At 67.2% G+C, this 15,154-nt stretch carries 19 protein-coding genes; all 19 read right to left on the bottom strand.

The annotated features are described in order from the left end of the window. Positions 1-63 precede the first annotated feature (63 nt). Positions 64-849, bottom strand: coding sequence for a YgjP-like metallopeptidase domain-containing protein (locus ABZ215_RS21860; protein WP_354951173.1), 786 nt, complete (start codon positions 847-849; stop codon positions 64-66). After that, entirely contained in the window at positions 846-1,724 is an 879-nt protein-coding gene (gene dprA / locus ABZ215_RS21855; protein WP_354951171.1) for a DNA-processing protein DprA, read from the bottom strand. Before dprA ends, ABZ215_RS21860 begins: the two co-directional genes overlap by 4 nt. Positions 1,725-1,776: 52 nt before the next feature. Beyond that, the gene (locus ABZ215_RS21850; protein ID WP_354951169.1) at positions 1,777-2,577 is read right to left on the bottom strand and encodes a hypothetical protein; all 801 of its coding nucleotides are present in this window, start codon (positions 2,575-2,577) and stop codon (positions 1,777-1,779) included. 41 nt (positions 2,578-2,618) lie between these two features. Next, on the bottom strand, positions 2,619-3,827 hold the full coding sequence (locus ABZ215_RS21845) for a hypothetical protein (RefSeq protein WP_354951167.1): 1,209 nt from the start codon (positions 3,825-3,827) through the stop codon (positions 2,619-2,621). A 160-nt stretch (positions 3,828-3,987) separates the two neighbouring features. Next, a complete protein-coding gene (locus ABZ215_RS21840) occupies positions 3,988-4,515 on the bottom strand; it encodes a hypothetical protein (protein ID WP_354951165.1) in 528 nt (175 codons plus the stop codon). A 122-nt stretch (positions 4,516-4,637) separates the two neighbouring features. Further along, positions 4,638-5,888, bottom strand: coding sequence for a phosphoadenosine phosphosulfate reductase family protein (locus ABZ215_RS21835; RefSeq protein ID WP_354951163.1), 1,251 nt, complete (start codon positions 5,886-5,888; stop codon positions 4,638-4,640). A gap of 116 nt (positions 5,889-6,004) precedes the next feature. Further along, positions 6,005-6,271 carry a hypothetical protein gene (locus ABZ215_RS21830; protein WP_354951161.1) on the bottom strand — a complete coding sequence of 89 codons (267 nt, stop codon included), beginning with the start codon at positions 6,269-6,271 and terminating at the stop codon, positions 6,005-6,007. A 121-nt stretch (positions 6,272-6,392) separates the two neighbouring features. Then, on the bottom strand, positions 6,393-6,824 hold the full coding sequence (locus tag ABZ215_RS21825; RefSeq protein WP_354951159.1) for a hypothetical protein: 432 nt from the start codon (positions 6,822-6,824) through the stop codon (positions 6,393-6,395). Positions 6,825-6,939: 115 nt separating this feature from the next. Further along, positions 6,940-7,323: a hypothetical protein gene (locus tag ABZ215_RS21820; protein ID WP_354951157.1), complete on the bottom strand. Its 384-nt coding sequence runs from the start codon at positions 7,321-7,323 to the stop codon at positions 6,940-6,942. 81 nt (positions 7,324-7,404) lie between these two features. After that, entirely contained in the window at positions 7,405-8,211 is an 807-nt protein-coding gene (locus ABZ215_RS21815; protein WP_354951155.1) for a hypothetical protein, read from the bottom strand. Positions 8,212-8,216: 5 nt separating this feature from the next. Further along, positions 8,217-8,774: a hypothetical protein gene (locus ABZ215_RS21810; protein ID WP_354951153.1), complete on the bottom strand. Its 558-nt coding sequence runs from the start codon at positions 8,772-8,774 to the stop codon at positions 8,217-8,219. 31 nt (positions 8,775-8,805) lie between these two features. Then, on the bottom strand, positions 8,806-9,396 hold the full coding sequence (locus ABZ215_RS21805; protein WP_354951151.1) for a hypothetical protein: 591 nt from the start codon (positions 9,394-9,396) through the stop codon (positions 8,806-8,808). A 97-nt stretch (positions 9,397-9,493) separates the two neighbouring features. Continuing rightward, positions 9,494-10,078, bottom strand: a complete 585-nt coding sequence (locus tag ABZ215_RS21800) for a hypothetical protein (protein ID WP_354951149.1) — start codon at positions 10,076-10,078, stop codon at positions 9,494-9,496. 143 nt (positions 10,079-10,221) lie between these two features. Next, on the bottom strand, positions 10,222-11,097 hold the full coding sequence (locus tag ABZ215_RS21795) for a hypothetical protein (RefSeq protein WP_354951147.1): 876 nt from the start codon (positions 11,095-11,097) through the stop codon (positions 10,222-10,224). A 60-nt stretch (positions 11,098-11,157) separates the two neighbouring features. Further along, positions 11,158-11,727 carry a hypothetical protein gene (locus tag ABZ215_RS21790; protein WP_354951145.1) on the bottom strand — a complete coding sequence of 190 codons (570 nt, stop codon included), beginning with the start codon at positions 11,725-11,727 and terminating at the stop codon, positions 11,158-11,160. 193 nt (positions 11,728-11,920) lie between these two features. Further along, positions 11,921-12,229 carry a hypothetical protein gene (locus ABZ215_RS21785; RefSeq protein ID WP_354951143.1) on the bottom strand — a complete coding sequence of 103 codons (309 nt, stop codon included), beginning with the start codon at positions 12,227-12,229 and terminating at the stop codon, positions 11,921-11,923. A 50-nt stretch (positions 12,230-12,279) separates the two neighbouring features. Then, positions 12,280-12,579, bottom strand: coding sequence for a hypothetical protein (locus ABZ215_RS21780; RefSeq protein WP_354951141.1), 300 nt, complete (start codon positions 12,577-12,579; stop codon positions 12,280-12,282). 23 nt (positions 12,580-12,602) lie between these two features. Continuing rightward, a complete protein-coding gene (locus ABZ215_RS21775) occupies positions 12,603-13,376 on the bottom strand; it encodes a hypothetical protein (protein ID WP_354951139.1) in 774 nt (257 codons plus the stop codon). A 231-nt stretch (positions 13,377-13,607) separates the two neighbouring features. After that, on the bottom strand, positions 13,608-14,129 hold the full coding sequence (locus ABZ215_RS21770) for a hypothetical protein (protein ID WP_354951137.1): 522 nt from the start codon (positions 14,127-14,129) through the stop codon (positions 13,608-13,610). Between the last annotated feature and the right edge of the window lie 1,025 nt (positions 14,130-15,154).

The following is a 15,154-nucleotide window of genomic DNA, read 5'->3' as shown; positions in this document are numbered from 1 at the left end:
GGGTGATGCTGACGTCGCCCTCGCCGATGCTTGCGGCTGGGTTCGATATCAGGGAGCGGTCGGCTAGCTACCGGCGCGCTCCTTGTGGTCCCCGAGCCAGCAGTGACGGCCGACTTCGGCGAGTTCGGCCTGGCGCTGCTGCCAGTCGGGCATCCACAGGTTCATGCGTCGTCGCCAGGCGGGTCCATGGGGGCGACCGCCTGGTCTCGTCGCGTGGGCCTGCTCGTGTACGAGCACGTACTCGACGAGGTGCACGGGCAGGCCGAAGACCGCCCAGTGCAGAGCTGTGATGTGCTTGGGTTTGCCGCGGTAAAGCCCCCAGCGGCGTCTGCCGAGATCTCGGACCTCGTAGCGTAGGCCCTCGATCCGGCCGTCCAGCTCGTAGTGGCGGCCCTCTCGCTTCACCCAGGAGAGTCCGACCTCCCGGTACCAGCCGATGATCGCCCGGCGAATGTGTTCCGGTGGATCTGCACGTGCGTACAGAATCCGATCCGCCGTTGCCGCCGGCAGCTGCCCGATGTCCACGGGCGGGGCAGCGACGAGCTGGAGCCGGTAGCGCTGACCGAGTAGGTCGAACTCGTCGCCGTCGACCAGTGCTTTGACCGGGTGGTCGGGAGCCAGTCGCGCGGCTGTTACGACCTTCTCGGTGATCCAGCGACGCCGGCTGCGGACGAACCGCATGACCTGGTCCGGGTCTGCCGTGGGCGGGACCAGGATGGTTACGGCGCCGCCGGGCTTTACCTCGATGCCGACGCTGCGGCGCCGCGGACGGATCGCTACGTCGACCTGCCACTCGTCCGGGAGCTGTAGATTGGCCAGATCAGCCTGGTAGCGGTCGGGGCCGTTCATCGCACTCCCTCCTGGTAGTTGATGTGCTCGACTGAGCTGGCCACGGTGGCGGCGCCGGTGCGCAGCAGCTCGTTGACGCCCTTCGACGTCACGGAGTGGCTCGGTCCCGGTACGCCGTAGACCCGCCGGCCGAGCTCGGCAGCGGCTCGGGCGACGGCGAGGGCGCCGCTGCGCTGCCCGGCCTCGACGATCAGGGTCGCCGCGGCGAGAGCAGCCAGCAGCCGGCACCGCGCGTGGAACCGGATGCGGGTCGGTCGTGTGCCGATCGGGTACTCGCTGACCAGCAACCCGCCCTGCTCGATCACCGCCTGGTAGAGCTGGGCGTGCTGGTGCGGATGGGTACGGTCGACCCCGTTGGCGAGCACGACGATCGTCCTGCCGTCTGCGGCCAGTGCGCCGCGGTGCGCTGCTTCGTCCACGCCGAGGCTGCCGCCGCTGAGCACGGTCACCCCGGCACGGGCGAGCTCGTAACTGACGTCCCCCGCGACTGTGTTTCCGTGCTCCGTCGACGCGCGGGCGCCCGTGACGGTGGCGGCGAGGTTGGTGAGCTCGGCCATCGAGCCGCTTCCGCGCACCCACAGCGCGAGCGGGGCGCCGAGGCCGGCCAGGGCGGTCAGCCGGCCGAGCGGCCAGTCGTGGTCTTCGGGCGTGAGCAGGCGCGCCGTGCCGCTGTCGAGGGCCCGCAGGTCGTCGTCGATCCGGGGATCAGGCCGGGTGACCTCGCTGAGCACAGCGGCGGGGGCGGTGCCGTGCCGGATCTGCGCGACGGCGTCAACCGGCCCGTGGACGGCGACGTAGTGGTGAATGGCGGGCGCCGGTGGTTCGGCCGCGCGCAGGAGAAACAGCCGGGCGTGCAATTCGTCGTGTGAAGGCATGGTGCAACTCCTCGATGGGTAGGGCTTCGCAGGTGCGGTTGACGGGGCACGCCTAGGGCTCGGTGCGGTCGTGCAGCGGGATGGGCAGGCTGTGCCCGATCAGCTCGCGCCAGCGCCCATCACTGGTGTGGAGGTGCGCGCCGGAGGCCATGAACCACTTGCCGGGCGGAGCGTCGGCTGGGCGTGCGACGTAGCGTCCGTACTGGAACAGCAGGTAGACACCCGGCGCGTCGTTGGAGGGTTCGGAGATCCGGGCGAAGGCCGGCAGCGTCCGGTCTTCCCCGACGCCGAGGATCGTCACGTAGCGCACGCGGGAGGACAGGCCCTTGTTGGGGCAGTGGATCGGGCCGGTCAGGATCTCCGCGCGCAGTCCTTTCCGGACGACCGGAACCTTGATGACGCCGTCCACTACTTCGGGGATCTGGTCGAGTTCCGTGATGCCCCACGGTGTTTCGGCGTAGGCAGCCAGAAGCCGGTAGGCCGGGACGTAGTTCGCTCCATGGCGCACGGTCGCTGTGGCCTCGGCGGGCAGCCGGGTCAGCACCGTCTCGCGCAAGCGACGTGTCCAGTCGTGCGCCTCGCTGGTGTGCCAGCCGATGGTGCCGCTGGTCTGGTACTCGTAGCACTCCAGCAGGCACAGCACGGCGATCGGATGCAACGCGCGGTCGGTCACCGTCGCGACGTAGTCCGGCGGTTTGCCATCCTCCTGCTCGACGTCGCGGTGGGGTCGGTGCTGCTGAAGCAGCATCTGGCCGACCGGGGTGAGATCGTCGAAGATGCCGATCAGGCCGAATTGCAGTCCGGCGTTGACGAGTCCGTCGATGTGCGCGGGGTGCAGGTCGAACCGAGACATGGCGGTATCCCTTCAAGAGAACAGAGATTTCGGTGAGTGGTTCAGGCCGCGTTGCTAGGGCCTTGGCTGTCGATGAGGGCTTGCTGCACGACGGTGATGGCCGTGTCGACGCGGCACTCCAGCCGGACCAGCGCCTCGTCGGTGTGGTCGGCCCAGGCACCGGCGAAGCTGTCGAGTTCCTTGTCCTGTGCCTGGGCGGGCGCGACCGTGTAGAACTCCTCCTGGGTCGGATAGGTCCCTTCGCTGCGCTTGCGGAGCCACAGCCGGCGGTGGGTATCTCGGTCACCGTCGCGGGCGGGTGCTCCGGCGATCTCCTCGTTCTTCGTCAGCGGGATGTCGACGAGGCGGCTGAGTTCGGTCAGTGCGGTGTGGACGGTGCGGTGTCCACCGAGCAGGACGCTGTCCACGGATCGGATCGCGTTGGCCGGCGCGTAGTAGAGCCGGCGCACGCGGTAGATCGCCCACGGCATCGTCTTCATGCGGGCGACGGCGAGCGTGATGGGCTCGGTCACCTGGTCACGGTGCAGTCGCGTGATGAGCGACTTGCCGGGCCCGAACAGCCCTGATCGAGGGTTGAGCGCCAGGCAGACGTACTCGTCGATGATGTGCTGTGCCGCTTCGGTTGGCAGCGCGGCGAACCGTGCGAGTTGCTCAGGCCAGCCGGACTTGTTGCCAGCGTAGGGACAGTGTCGGCAGCAACTTTTCGGCCACGCCACGCCGAGTTTGCGGTAGAGGTAGTCGAGGCAGTCCTGTCGGCTCCATCCCCATTCGTAAATCGGGTACGTTGGGATGCGTTGTCCGCCCATGGAATACGCGGCATCGCGCGTGATCCTGGTGTACTCGTGGACGTTGAACCCGAGCGCGTGGATATAGGGTTGGTCGCCGAACTCGTTGGCACGCCAGGAATCCTGTGGCGCTCCCTTGGCTTTCTGGCTGCACTTCCGGACTCCGCCGAGCTGCGGCATGGTGCCGGTGACGCGGTTCTCGCGGGAGAGCTTGTACACGCCGTCGAGGTGCAGCCGGTACGGTTGCCGGGTGTCCTGGAGTACGGCGACACCGTCCTTTTTGGTCAGACCCCTCCGGGCGACTTCGACCAGTCTGACGTTGTGCTTGCGGAGCAAGGGAAGAATGTAGTGCTGGACGAGCCTTCCGGTGGTGCTCCACTCGTCTCCGGTCTGGGCGATGACGATGACCAGGTTGGAGAAGTCCGGCGCGATCGTGTCGGGTCGGGCGGTCGGGTCGGTGAGCATGCGGAGAATTCCGGCTGTTGATTCCGCGCCCATGCCGTACGACCAAACGTAGGGCATCAAGTCGCGAGGTTCGGCGGTTGTTCGTGTCCTCCTTTGCATTTCGTCCTCCGTGCTGATGTCGTTGCGGTGCAGTCGATCCGCGCGGGGTCGGCTGCGGTGGTTAGAAGATGTTCGGCAGGCGCCAGGTGATGGGCCGGATACGCAGGGGCCGCGTACCGGCGTAGGAGGCGGCGAGATTGCCGTGGTCGGTGATGACTCGATAGCCGGCGAGCCACACGGCGAACCACGGTTCGGCAGCAGCGCCTTGGCGAGCCGCCGCATCCGGCGCCGGCAGCATGTTCGTGTCCAGCCGCGGCAGGGACGAGCGGTAGTGCTCCAGTCGTCCGCCGATCATCGGGCAGGACTCTCTGGTGTACGCGGCGCACCAGGGGTGTAGCGCTGGCTCGCTCGTGCACTGCCGTGGCAGGTCGGACAGCCGCATCATCAGCACGGCGCGGTGCTCCAGCGGACGGCCGCACACTCCGCACCACCGGTTGACCAAGGCGCGGCCCACTCGATCGCGGTCGACCGAGCCGTAGAGGTAGCGACCGTCGGCCGTGCGAGGCGTGATCCAGGGCACGACCAATCCGCCCACGGTCGGGAGGTGCTGTAGCGACAACGGAATCGGGGGCACGGTGACGTCGGTCATGATCCTTTCTCCTGTCTCCATGGGGGTGGTCGCGTCGCGCACGCACGCGAAGGCCGTGCGCGACGCTGAAGGTGGGGAATGGCGGTGAGGCGGATGCCCGCGTCGGGCCCGACTGCGGGCTGTCAGGCTGCGCGTGGCCTGGTTTCGCGTGCGTGCCTGTTGGCGTGGCTGCCGGTGCGGAATTCGAGCCGCACGGTTTGGTTGTGGCAGCGGTACAAGGCGCGCGGGTCGAGCCAGTCGATGTCCCGGTGGTCGGCCGGCGCGAGGCCGACCGCAGTGGGAACGCCGAGATCGGCATCGGTGTCGGTGAACAACGTGCCGACGCCGAGCGTGATCTCCTCGCCAACCGTCGGCGTGGTGGGCGCCAAGGCCCGCGCGATGTCGCCACAGTGGCCAGAGCGACGGGTCTCGACCACGACGGCGACCAGTTGCCCAGATTGGCCGACGGGTGCGTTCTCGAAGGAGACGTAGTCCTCGGCGTCCGGGCCGGTGAGCAGGAACACGGTGCCGTAACGGTCGGACTGGCGCTCGAACCTCGGCCACCACAGTTGGCCCTGGCCGAGCTCGATCGTGGCTGTCTCCTCGCTGTGTTCCGCGGTTGTGGCTTGCTCGGCGGCGGTGATGATCTCGGCCATGGACAGGTCGTTGCGGAATCGGTGCCCGATCTCGGCTTCCAGTTCGGCATACTCGGCGGCCAGTGACGGACGGTGTTGTGCTGCGCGCACGAGATCCGCGCGGCTGCCGAGCACACAGAGCGAGCACGACAGGCGGGTCATGCCCTGGTCGTAGGCCGGGTGGTACGGCACGCCGGACGCCCGGATGCGTTGCCACACTTGACTTTCGGTCCAGTCGTGGATTGGAAGCCAGGTGTCTACAGTGCGCCGGCCGCTGCTGGCGGCCTCGTCACGGCTCAGGCGTGCCTTCTTCAGCCGAGCGCGGGACTCCTCGGCGCGCAGGCCCATGCAGTTCAGCACGCGGGCCGGACGGCCTAGATCGCCGAGCTCGGTGACCAGTTGCGTGATGAGTTTCCTTGCTGGGCCTCGCTTCTGATCCGAAGTGCAGTAGCGAGCCGAGGCCGAAGGCCAGCGACCGCGGCGGCGAACTTGGTCGAGGAGTAGTCCTTGCTCGCGGTGGCGTTGTTCGTAGCGCACCCCGTAGTGCTCGGCCTGTTTGCGGGCGAGTTCGCTGGTGCCGGGCCACTCGACGTGGCCGAGCGCGCAGTGCAGGACCGTGATGTGATCGAGGACTCCCGCGGCCTCGGCGAGGGTACAGACCTCGTCGAGCATTGCTTGTGAGTCCTTTCCGCCGCTGCTGTTGACGAGGATGACGTCATAGGCGGCGAGGTCCGGCATGTCGGTGGTTGACGCGTGCATGAGTCACCTCTTCATCAACGTGACGCGATGAGATGTCCTGAGTGGACGATCAGTGGAGTCGTTCGGCGATGCGCGAATGGCGCGAGCGCGGGCCGACGCTCGCGCGATCGGTTTTGTCAGCCCTCGAACGTGAGGTCGCCCTGGACGCAGATGCGCAGTGGAACCGTGCTGTCCTTGTCGTTGCGCAGCAGCCACGACTCGGTGTCGTCGAGATCGATCGAAACTCGGACCTGACGGCTGGTCGGGTCGACGTAGAGCGCGACGTGGACTCCGGCGACGGTGATCGTCGGCCGTTCGTCCTCGTTCGTCATCGGTTCGAAGGTGGCGGCACGGTTGGCCGTATCGGCGACGGTGGACAGATCGGTGTTGCCGGTGCTGTTCATGATGATCTCCTCGGACGGCGGGCGGCCGTCATCGCCGGCCCGCGCGGACGCGGGCCGGTGTGACGTGGGTGCGGGTGGGGTGGTCCGGCCGTGTGGCCGGTGGCAACTGCGGCGCCTGGTGCTAGCGGTCGGCGTCTGGGTTGCGCTGTGCCGTGGTGATGTCGCGGTGGTCGTTGTTGCGGTAGCTGGTGTCGCGGTCGGTCGTGGGCGTCCAGCCCAGTGCGGCCAGCAGCGGCCGGATACCGGCCCACCAGCCACCAGGAAACCGCCGGAAGAGCCATTCCTCGGCGGTGTAACGGTCTAGGTCGGCAGTGGGCCGCGGGATCACGATCGAGGTGGGACGTAAGGTGAACATGTCGATCGTGATCACGAGAGCGCGGAAGGTGCCGCCGGACGCGGTGCCGACTATGGTGGCGCTGGGTGCTGCGTTGATCAGCGTGGCGTGGTAGCGGGTGGCGTCACCGGGGGCCCACCAAGCCCAGCGCGGCCGTTCCGCGGGGACGTTGATCTCGGCGATCAGTTGCCGGGCATCGCAAATGTCGTTGGTAGTCATGGCGGTTCGAGCTCCTTCGGATGTTTAGCAGTCCATGCAGCGCGATGCCCTCCCCGTGGCGAGTTGGTGCTGGGGAGGGCATCGCGCCGATGTGCGTAGCTGGTCGCCGGAGTGGTCAGGCGTGGCGGTGCCGCCGGATGGCATGCTCGACGGCGTTGGTGATCGTGTCGCCGTTGGTCTGCGCGCTCGCGTGCTGGTAGAGCGGCCAGGACCAGACGCAGTCGCGGCCGTCGCAGTAGATGCGGACGTGCCCGTCGTCGTTTTCCTGGAGTACCAAGGGAAGACGGTGCCGCTCGGGCTCGGGCCGCCGGGGCGTGCTGCCTGATGTGGTGAGGCGCGAGCCGTCCTGAAAACCCACGTCGACCCCGCGCTCGGCGAGGTGCTGCACGACGTGGCTGACGAGGTCTTGCGCGTTGACCTTGCCGACGGCCGAGCCGGGCCGGACGGGATCTTCGAGGTAGTTGTAAACCAGGTCTTCCAGCGTTTCGACCAGAATCATCGGGAGGGTCCTCTCGTGGGACGCGGATAGGTGCGTAGGCAGGGACGCGTGCCAGCCAGACACAGGCGACAGTTGGCGCCGCTACTTGTATTCGCGCTTCCACCTGGCTTCGACCTTGGGCGCCAGTTCGGCGCGCAGGTCGTCCTCAGTGCGGCCGTGCTTCGCGGCCAGCGCAGCGAGGATGAGCCGAGCGTCCTCCTGGTACTCGGCGATGGTGTCTCGGTGGTGAGCGATGCTTGCCCTGGTCAGATACCGGGCGTAGGCCAAGGCGTCCGCGTAGGAGCGACGGGCGGTGAACTCGGTGTCGATCTGCCCATACCCCTTGGTGCGCAAGGGTGTTCCATCCGGTGCGGTGATCGCTTTGGCGGCTTTGGCCTTCGCGCGTTCGACTTTCTCCGCTTCCCTCGCGAGTTGCTCGGGGGTCTTGATCCGGCTGGGCCGGTTGCGGACGTCGACCGGCGCGCTGGGGTAGCACTCGGTGCACGCGGCCTTGCCGGCCTGCTCGACGATCTCGGTCTCGTCGTGCCCGGAGAGCTGGGTGAGCCAGGCGAACCGGGTGGAGGGGAAGCAGGTGCGGCACGCCATGGTGCGGTGCACGTGGCCACCGGTGTTGAGGACCAGCCAGGCGCGGGTCCAGCCGCCCCGACGCTCGAACTCCGCATCGAGGGGGCGCGCGGTGGCCTCGCACTCGGCGATGGTCTGGCGAGCCTGCTCGATCCGGGGCCGCAACTCGGTCGCGTACTCAGCCATGCCGTCGTTCACCAGGCGCCTGACGCGGGCGGTGAGCCCGTTGACGGTGTCGGTGGCCTTGGCATGCTCGATACCGAGCCGGGCGAGCTCTTCGTCGATCTCGGACGGGGTTGCGGTCGTGGGGTCGTCGATAGGCATGGTGTTCACCTCGGAACGAGTTCGGGCCAGGCCGTGTCGGCCAGGCGGGGGCGTGGGAAGGCGTCGCCGGTGCGCCAGGCGCGGACGGCGGGAGCGAATTCGCTGGTGATGGCGCGGTCGAGGTCGCGGATGTCGATCGTGGACCGGCCGTGGCGGCGGGCGTCGGCCCACAGGTCGAGGACCTTCGTGAGGCTGTCGGCCAGCAGCGCGGTCAGCGCGGTGGGCGGGTAGTCCTCGGCGACCGCGGCCAGCAGGCCGGCCATCTCGGTCAACGGCATGCCAGGAGTGGTGTAGTGGTCGAGCTGGCGGACCGGCAGCGTGACCACGTTCTCGGGTCCGGGCTCGGCGCCGGCCAGGGTGACCGTGCCGAGCTGGACGTCGGCGCCGAGTTGGAAGACGTAGACCCAGAAGCCCATGCGGGTGGTCGCGCGGGTGAGCGACTGGCGCGGTAGGTGGCGGTCTCGCGCCGCGTCGAGCGCTTTGGCGCGGTTCGCGGGCACGGTGAGCACGTCGTCCAGCCGCGCCCGTGACAGGTCGAGGCGGTCGTAGAACTTCACGAACACGAGGGGCTCCTTTCCTTGTGGTGGCGCGGTGTCACGCGCCGGTCTGGGCGAGCGCGCGGGGTGGCAGGGCGGTGGTGGTCCAGCCGTAGAGGTCGAAGACCTGGCGGGCGTGGGTGCGGCAGTAGAGGTCGAAGGCGCCGCCCTGGCCGGCGTGGGTGGCGCGGCGGTGGCAGTAGCGCGGGGCGCGGCCGTTGCCGAACTCGGTTTGCCAGGTGCACACGCGCAGCCGGTGGACGCGGATGACGAGGCCCGGGCCGCCGTTGACGCCTGCCCAGCGGCCTCCGTCGACGTCGGTGGCGTGCCAGACGTAGCGGGTCCACCGTCCGCCGGAGGGGGTGTAGGTGCGCCGGCCGACCTGGTGGGCGTCGGTGGGGTCGATCGTGGCGAGGTGTCCGCCGGGCCAGGTGGTCAGCGCGTCACCGGCCGAGGACACGTAGCCGACGAACGTGTTCGCGCGGGTCATCGCCTCGCGTTCGCGTTCGTCCGAGCACGGGTAGCAGCTCGTGGCGCCGGTGGTCGGGTCGATCGCTCGGCCGGTGCCGATCCCGGTGGGGTCCGGAGTGGGCGGGTGGCCGCAGTCGAGAACGTCCGCCACGGGGGCGGTGGTGGAGGAGGTGGTCATGGCGGTATCGGTCCCTTCGGGCCGGAAGTGAGCGGAGTCGGCAAGGGCGCAGGCCGGCCGTTCGGCCACCGGGGGTGGACCGAACGGCCGAAGGTGATCAAGGAAGGTGTCCGAACGTGGCCAGCAGCCGGGCGAACTCGGTCACCCGGTCGTGCGGGACGCGGACGGTGAACACCGAGTCGGAAGCGCCAGGCCGCACGCAGACGCGTCCGTGGACTCCTGCGTCGACCGTGCCGAAGTGGAAGTCGGTCGCCTGGTCTTGGCGCTGCACGCCCATGCGGGCCGCGACGGTCGCCGCGAGTTGCTCACGGGCGGCGGCGATGCCGTCGCGGGCGTGCTTCTCGTCCCAGGCCGCGTGCAGCGCGGCCTCATAGTTCGGCAGCAGTCGGCGCCGGATCTCGTGGGCGATCACGTCGGGCGGTTTGCGCTGGTCCACGGTGATCTTGTGGTCCTGCTCGTGGTTCTGCGGGACGTGGTTGCGCAGGAAGCCAAGGTGACCGGCGATGATCAACCGGCCCTGGTCGGACTTGCGGCCGGTGGTGGTGCCGTCGAACAGGTCGAGGACCTGATCGTTCGGTCCGGCGAGATGGGCTTCCGAGCTGTCAGCGGCCTTACCGGTGTAGGCACGCCACCCGGTCCCGAGGTGCTCGGCGACAGCGTGCGCGAAGTCGAGGATGGTCATGGGGTTTCTCCCGTGGTTGCTGGTCAACGGCCAGCCCGACCGGAGCCGGCCGACCTGGTGGTGAGGTGTGGCGGTAACCGGCGCACGGCGAGGCGCCGGCCGACCGTCAACGGGGACGGCCGACCGGCGGTGGCGTGCTGAGGTCAGCGGCCGTGGCCGGTGATCTGGACGAGATGGGCCATGTCGACCACAGGCCCGGCCCAGTAGCGGACATGGGCCGGTTGGTCGCCGATGCCCCAGACGTAGAGCCGGAAATCTGGGTCGCTCGGGCAGGCCCACACGGAGCGCTTACCGGGCCCGTCGGGCGCAGGGGCGCCGTGTTCGTCGCACCGATCATCGACGACCAGGCCACCTCCCCAGGACGACCGCAGGTGCGCGAACACCCGGACGTACGAGGCATCGAACGGCACCGTGTGCGCCCTCTGCCGGGTCGCGACCCACTCGGCCAGTGCGCCCGCGGACAACGGCCGGCGGGAGGTGATCACAGCGCGTACGGCGTCGACGTCGGTGAGCCGGCCGTGGTCGCTGCTGTTCGCGTAGGCCAGTGCGCACGGCCCGGTGAACCACAATGTGATCCACTGCGGGCCCCGGTGCCAGCCGCGCGCATAGCCGCGCCGGTCGCCCAGCTCGGTGATCGGGATCGGCGGCAACACGCCGTCCAGGCCCCGGTCCGGTCGGGGCGTCCATCCGTGTGCGCGGAGGTCGTCGTCCACGGTCGGGTAGATCATGTCCGTGGTTCGGGCGCCGGAGTAGCCGCGTGCCGCTCGGCTCAAGGTCGTCGCCAAGCCGTCCATGCGGCCGGTGACGTTGCGCAGGCCCTGCACTGGCATTGGGCGCGAGCTCAGCGCGTCGTCGTGCAGGTCGGCCACCTGGCAGCGGAGTTCCTCCGCGAGCCTGGCCAGGCTGGTGAGGCTCGCGGCCTGCACACGGTTCACCGTCTCCAGAGACTCGGCCCGTGCGCGTTCCCGGTCGAGTTCCGCGTGTAGTGCGTCCAGCGTGGTCGGGTGGTCAGCGGTCATCGTGGTGCTCGCTTTCGTCGGTCGAATTGCGTGAATGTGCTGAGGTGCTGGGAAAGGGGGTCACTGTTCGGCGAGCACGCGGTCGAGCTGATCAAGGAAGTAGTCGACGTCGGTGTTCGGGCGCATCGCGTCGCCGGAGGGCATCCAGTCGAAGTCGTCGACGTAGCCGGCGCGGTCGGCGTGGTCGAAGGTGTTGGCGTAGTCGGTGTGGTCGCATTCGCAGCAGTCCGGCGCGGTGACCGGGTACAACTGGCTTCCGACGTTCCGGGACGCGGTAGCCAGCGCGCGGTCACGGAACGTGGGCGCGGTGTAGGTGGCGATCGCGGTGACCACGCGGGCGGCCGGGAACCGGGCGAACAACTCGGCCAACACGTCGTAGTGGGCGTGCCAGCACGCGGAAATGGTGCGGCGCCTACCGTTCGGTCCGGTGCCCTTGCCGAACGCGGACGCGCTTCCCTTGGCGCCGGAACCCGCTGTGTCGGTGGCGCGAAGGGTGAACGTGGCGCGGGGACCGGCGCGGTTGTTGCGATCCTCGCCCGTGCGCACGGTGATGTTTCCGTCGTAAAGCGCGCCGGACACGTCGCGTACGACGCTGTGAATATCGGAGAGGGACACGCCGTACACGAACATGGTTGAACTCCTTTGCTGATTCGGGAAACGGTGGTGATGACGTGCGCGCGGATGAGTCGAACAATCCGCAACGGAAAGCCGAGCCGTTGCAACCGTTGCGCGCGGGTGAGAGCTGCGCGGCACCCGAATGAACGGGCGCCGAGACACGCGGCTGACAATCAGTGAATTTCCGGGGATGCGCCGGACAATTGCGCTAGATCCAGGAATCGACTCGGCGGACCGTGGCGCCGCACTTCTTGGCGACGTACTCCGCAGCGTCCGACAGGTCCGAAAATCGGTACCGGTAGGCGGACAGCGGCACCGGACCAGCCGCGCCATCGGTGGACTCGATACGCCAACGTCCGCGCGGTGCGCGCTCGCAGGCGACAAACGCGCACCCATCGCGCGTGAACGCGACCGCGCTATCGGCGTCCTGTTCGCCGTACGTGTCGTCTGTCATGAGGTAACCGTTTTGGGCGTACTGAAAGTGAAGCTCTACGACGTTGTCTGTGTCGGTGGACATGTGATCTCCCCTTTGGCGTTGGCCGATCGGGTCGGTTACGTGCCTGGGTTTCAGGCCCAGCGCGGTTGAAATTCGTCGCGCAGTCCGTCAAAGGTCCACGCACCGAAGACGCGGAACTGTCCGCAACGCACGCGGACGTGTGCGCGGGGGACGCAGCCACTCGGGGTGAATGTGGTGTGTTCGCCACGGCGGTAGGCGCCGCGCGTGGCGGTGACCAAAACGGCGATTTCGCCGCGCGCGGTGTACCCGGTCACTTTGGCCGGTACGAGTCCGGCGAAACTGTCCAGGAATATGAGATCACCGATCCGAATCACGGTTGTCGGAATCGAACGGTGTTGTGTGTCAGTCATCGTGAGACCTCACTCGGGATGCTTTAGGCGGCTGACTGGTAGCCCGTACCGGGGCAATTGGCCAGATGGGGCAGGTAGACAGTTCGGAATTCGTTCCATGCGCGTTCGGAATTCGCGCGAGCGTGGTTGCGTCCCTTGTCCAGCCGGTTGGGGCCGCGCCGTTGTTCGGCTTCCTGGTTGAGCCGTTGACGGACCAACCAGGTCACGGCCTGAACCTGGTGCGCCGAGATCCCTTCTCCCGTGCGTGTGGAGATCAGCTCCGCGGCACGGCGGTACAGGCTGACCACGTGGTCGTACTGCCGACGGGAAACCGTTCCGTCCTTGCGGCGGAACCCGTTGACCGGCGCGGAGTCGTACTCCTCGGAGGTGAGCGCGCGACCGTGCGCCACCGAGAGCGCGTGTCGATCGATCACCACATGCGGGTCATCCGGGTCTTGATCTCCGCCGAACTCGATCAGGTGGGCAAAGTCGCGAATCTTGGGACCGTTCAGGATGTCCTCATACCTCTCACCAGCGAGCAACCGGTCAGCAGCGCGTTTCTGACCGGCCGTGGCGAACATTCCGGAACCGGGCCCACCGATTCCCTTACCCTCGCGCAGTACGCGAGCGGCATTAAGGACGTTGCCGATCCATCCTTGCTGTGGTGAGTAAATTGCGAGCATTCCGGCGCCGAGATGAGCGTCACCGTTCGCGATGGCGGTTGCGACGTGGTGAGCATCGGCATACCAGCGCATTCCTTGCGTGATTTCGTCGGGTGTGGCCTGTTCCCAGTGCCACACGATGTTTTCGTGGCTCACAGGGTGCGCCCGGAACCATGGGTGATCGCTGGGGACAGGCATGACAATTCAGTCCTCTAGGTGTGATTCACGCTTACCGGCGAGTCGTCCCACAAGCGGGACCATCCCGATTGCGCGAGACGCGCGCCGGCCGTTCGTACGTATTTGTCCAACGCGAGCAATTCGCGTCGCACTTCTCCGACGTCCAATTGCCACAGTTCACGGAAGATCTCATCCCGCACATGGTCAAGGTCAATTGCACCCGATGACGCGAGGGAATACAGAGCGGACGACATACCGCCGTGCCAATCGGACGCGATACGTCGCGCTTGTCCGTCGCTGATCATGACGATGACTACACTCATGGTTTGCCCCTGATTCATGCCGCGACCGTGACCGGAATGGATTCCATAACGGAAAATCAAAAATGGCGAGCTGGGCGGTTTCCCGCGCGAGTGTCATTGCCTCGGACAGGTTCGCTGTCACGACGGACACGTCGAGGTAGACGCGACCGGTCGCAGGGTCGCGCCACCCGCCGAGAACGCGACCGGGCAGCGAAAGAGCGTCTTTCGCTTGGGTGATGTATTCATGAAGATCATGGCTGGTCACGGGACCGTCGAAAACGCGTTCGTGTTCCGGGTGTACGGCAACCGCATAGCCCGTGCCGACGTCGGAACCGTCGCTCGGGTTGACCGAAAATCCGCCGTCCGGAACGGACAGAGCGTCCGCCATGGCGCTAATCCGGGCGGACCAATCGATCAGGGACATAGTCATGGCGGTACTCCATTTCGTGTACGAAAGTGGTTGACTGGCAGCGATTCAGGCCAGTTGTGAACTGGCACCGAAACGCGCAACGCTCGCCGCTGTGAGATCTTCGCAAAGGGGACACATCCCGTATCCGGGCAATACGGCACTGCTCACTGGTGAGGGTTGCGCGTTTCGATGGCACATTCCCTGAATCTCTAAAACACTGTTGGGATAAGCCGTTATGACTAGCGCGCAATGCAAGGAACCATGCTCGTAAGGGTTTGGCGTGCTATGGGCAGGCGAGAGCGACGCTCTCAAGCCAGAGAAACCCAATGTCGGCAACCGCCTAAAACAACCCCGAACGCCTACACATTGCGACGTTTTTCGGTGCTAGACCACCATTGACTTATCTTGGGGACACACCTGTGGCAGGCATGCCATTTATGCGCGCTACTCCGCTCTATAGCAAGAGCTATACAAATGGTGCTGCAAGCGCAGTTACTACACATTCCCTCTTGGAAATGAGCGTTTGGCTACGCGTCGTTCACCATTCCGCTCTGCACGGATTCGCTGCTGACCGCACGGCCCAAGCCGCTGCCCGCGCTATACGGGACTTAAGGTTGTTGTCGTTGGGAAAGTCACCTTGGTGATCGACTCGCAGGGACGCCGTGCCCTGGTCCTCGTCGCCTCCTGAGTGACTGTCCTGCTGACATGTCTATTAGACACCCAAGTAGGACACTCTGCAAGAGGGTGGCCCCTTGTCGTGACCTTGCCGTTACATGATCTTGGAATTGTCCAGGTCAAGCGTGTGCGCACGCGTGGGCAACACCTGCATCCCTTGGTCCAGGGAGGGACTGCATAGGAAGCCAACAACCGGCATGGCGGAGCCCAGCGGACGCGACCGGCGGCCGGCATGGCGGAGCCCAGCGGACGCGACCGGCGGCCGGCATGGCGGAGCGCCGGATCCTGCTCGCCATCCTGCTCGCCGTCGCGGTGACCGCGGCGGCGCTGGGCATCCCGCTCGGCGTGACCGCGTGGAAGCTGGTCGACAG

The organism is Amycolatopsis sp. NPDC006131, assembly GCF_040614175.1.
Classification (GTDB): Bacteria; Actinomycetota; Actinomycetes; order Mycobacteriales; family Pseudonocardiaceae; genus Amycolatopsis_E; species Amycolatopsis_E tucumanensis.
Note: the sequence above shows the minus strand (reverse complement) of the source record. Positions and strands in the feature narration are given on the sequence as shown.

What these genes read in the sequence shown, in the direction of transcription:
- ABZ215_RS21860 (WP_354951173.1), bottom strand. Translation starts at nt 849, where the DNA reads ATGAACGGCCCCGACCGCTACCAGGCTGATCTGGCCAATCTACAGCTC.
- dprA (WP_354951171.1), bottom strand. Translation starts at nt 1,724, where the DNA reads ATGCCTTCACACGACGAATTGCACGCCCGGCTGTTTCTCCTGCGCGCG.
- ABZ215_RS21850 (WP_354951169.1), bottom strand. Translation starts at nt 2,577, where the DNA reads ATGTCTCGGTTCGACCTGCACCCCGCGCACATCGACGGACTCGTCAAC.
- ABZ215_RS21845 (WP_354951167.1), bottom strand. Translation starts at nt 3,827, where the DNA reads ATGCTCACCGACCCGACCGCCCGACCCGACACGATCGCGCCGGACTTC.
- ABZ215_RS21840 (WP_354951165.1), bottom strand. Translation starts at nt 4,515, where the DNA reads ATGACCGACGTCACCGTGCCCCCGATTCCGTTGTCGCTACAGCACCTC.
- ABZ215_RS21835 (WP_354951163.1), bottom strand. Translation starts at nt 5,888, where the DNA reads ATGCACGCGTCAACCACCGACATGCCGGACCTCGCCGCCTATGACGTC.
- ABZ215_RS21830 (WP_354951161.1), bottom strand. Translation starts at nt 6,271, where the DNA reads ATGAACAGCACCGGCAACACCGATCTGTCCACCGTCGCCGATACGGCC.
- ABZ215_RS21825 (WP_354951159.1), bottom strand. Translation starts at nt 6,824, where the DNA reads ATGACTACCAACGACATTTGCGATGCCCGGCAACTGATCGCCGAGATC.
- ABZ215_RS21820 (WP_354951157.1), bottom strand. Translation starts at nt 7,323, where the DNA reads ATGATTCTGGTCGAAACGCTGGAAGACCTGGTTTACAACTACCTCGAA.
- ABZ215_RS21815 (WP_354951155.1), bottom strand. Translation starts at nt 8,211, where the DNA reads ATGCCTATCGACGACCCCACGACCGCAACCCCGTCCGAGATCGACGAA.
- ABZ215_RS21805 (WP_354951151.1), bottom strand. Translation starts at nt 9,396, where the DNA reads ATGACCACCTCCTCCACCACCGCCCCCGTGGCGGACGTTCTCGACTGC.
- ABZ215_RS21800 (WP_354951149.1), bottom strand. Translation starts at nt 10,078, where the DNA reads ATGACCATCCTCGACTTCGCGCACGCTGTCGCCGAGCACCTCGGGACC.
- ABZ215_RS21795 (WP_354951147.1), bottom strand. Translation starts at nt 11,097, where the DNA reads ATGACCGCTGACCACCCGACCACGCTGGACGCACTACACGCGGAACTC.
- ABZ215_RS21790 (WP_354951145.1), bottom strand. Translation starts at nt 11,727, where the DNA reads ATGTTCGTGTACGGCGTGTCCCTCTCCGATATTCACAGCGTCGTACGC.
- ABZ215_RS21785 (WP_354951143.1), bottom strand. Translation starts at nt 12,229, where the DNA reads ATGTCCACCGACACAGACAACGTCGTAGAGCTTCACTTTCAGTACGCC.
- ABZ215_RS21780 (WP_354951141.1), bottom strand. Translation starts at nt 12,579, where the DNA reads ATGACTGACACACAACACCGTTCGATTCCGACAACCGTGATTCGGATC.
- ABZ215_RS21770 (WP_354951137.1), bottom strand. Translation starts at nt 14,129, where the DNA reads ATGACTATGTCCCTGATCGATTGGTCCGCCCGGATTAGCGCCATGGCG.